General features: G+C 71.3%; 2 protein-coding genes. Both read left to right on the top strand.

Annotation, left to right across the window (positions count from 1 at the left end; genetic code table 11):
• Nucleotides 1-493 (top strand): phage tail protein (locus Mterra_RS21230; protein ID WP_147373036.1); only part of this gene is annotated, 493 nt, incomplete at its 5' end.
• Nucleotides 494-567: 74 nt separating this feature from the next.
• Nucleotides 568-1,429: serine/threonine-protein kinase (locus Mterra_RS21225; protein ID WP_147373034.1), on the top strand; the 862-nt coding region annotated here is incomplete at its 3' end.

Genomic DNA, 1,429 nt, shown 5'->3' with positions numbered 1-1,429 from the left:
GACCTACCCGGTGCCCCTGCCCCCGGTGGCCCAGTCGCGCTACCTGCAGTACCTGCCGGTGATCTTCCACGACGGGGACTTCCTGGGGCGCTTCCTGCAGATCTTCGAGGGCATTTGGGAGCCGCTCGAGTGGCGCCTTGACCACCTGCCCATGTACTTCGACCCCCGCACCGCCCCGGCCTCGATGGTGAACTGGCTGGGGAGCTGGCTGGGGCTGGAGTTGGACGAGCGCTGGCCCGAGGAGCGGCGGCGGCGGCTGGTGGCGGAGGGGATGGACCTGCTGCGCTGGCGGGGCACCCGCTACGGGCTCAGCCGCTGGATCGAGACGTGCACGGGGGTCGCCCCGCTGATCGAGGAGATCCCGGGGCAACCCTTCGTCTTCCGGGTTCGGCTCGAGGCGCCCGCGGGCCAGGAACTCGACCTCGAGCTGCTGACCGAGCTGATCGAAACCCATAAGCCGGCCCACGCCGGGTATGTGTTAGAGTTGGTCTGAAATCTAGGAGCCCGGCCGTGGAGAGTGGAAGCAACACAACAGACCGTCGGGTTGGGGAGCGCGTCGGCAAGTACGTGCTCCAAAACTTGCTGGGCGAGGACCACCTGGGCAAAGCGTACGCGGCCCTGGACACCGAGCTCGGCCGCCCCGCGCTGGTGCGGCTGATGCCGCGCACGGCACGACAGGCACAACGCCTGCGGGAGCTCGGGCAGGCCCTGCTGGGGCTCAAGCACCCCAACGTCGCCGAGACCTACGCCTGCGGGGAGGGCGGGGACTTCGTGTTCATCGCCAGCGAGCACCCGCCGGAGGGCAGCCTGCAGACGCTGCTGCACCGCTACGCCAAGGCGGGGGAGCGCCTTCCCCTGCAGCAGGGTCTCGAGCTCGTGCGCGACGCGGCGGCGGCGCTGGAGGAGGCCCACAGGCGGGGGATCGTCCACGCCGACGTGCGGCCCGCCAACCTGCTGCTGTGGCGCACGGGCCTGCTCGAGCACTACACCCTCAAGGTCGGCAACTTCGGGATGGCGTTGCTGGAGAGCCCCGGGGGTCTGGAGGACCTCGAGCACTTCAAGGGCGTCCCTACCCACCTGGCCCCCGAGCGCTTCCAGGGGCTACCCCCTACCGCCCACAGCGACGTCTACGCGCTGGGGGTGGTGCTCTACGAGGTCGCCACCGGGCTGCTGCCCTTCGAGGCCAAGGACGTGCGGGACGCGGCCATCCGCCACATCTACGCCCAGCCGGTCCCGCCCCGCCAGATCGTGCCGCAGTTGCCCGAGGCCCTCGAGCGCGTCATCCTGCGGGCTTTGGCCAAGAAGCCCATCGACCGCTTCGCCGGCATGGGCGAGCTGCGCGACGCCGTGCAGGGGCTGCTCGAGCGCAGCGCCCCCGCCCAGCCCCGCCCCACCCTGCGCCTGAGCCCGGAGGCGGCCGAGGCCGCCC

The organism is Calidithermus terrae, assembly GCF_003574345.1.
GTDB classification, from domain to species: Bacteria; Deinococcota; Deinococci; order Deinococcales; family Thermaceae; genus Calidithermus; species Calidithermus chliarophilus.
The sequence above is the reverse complement of the archived record's forward strand: the minus strand, read 5'-3'. Positions and strand labels throughout refer to the sequence as shown.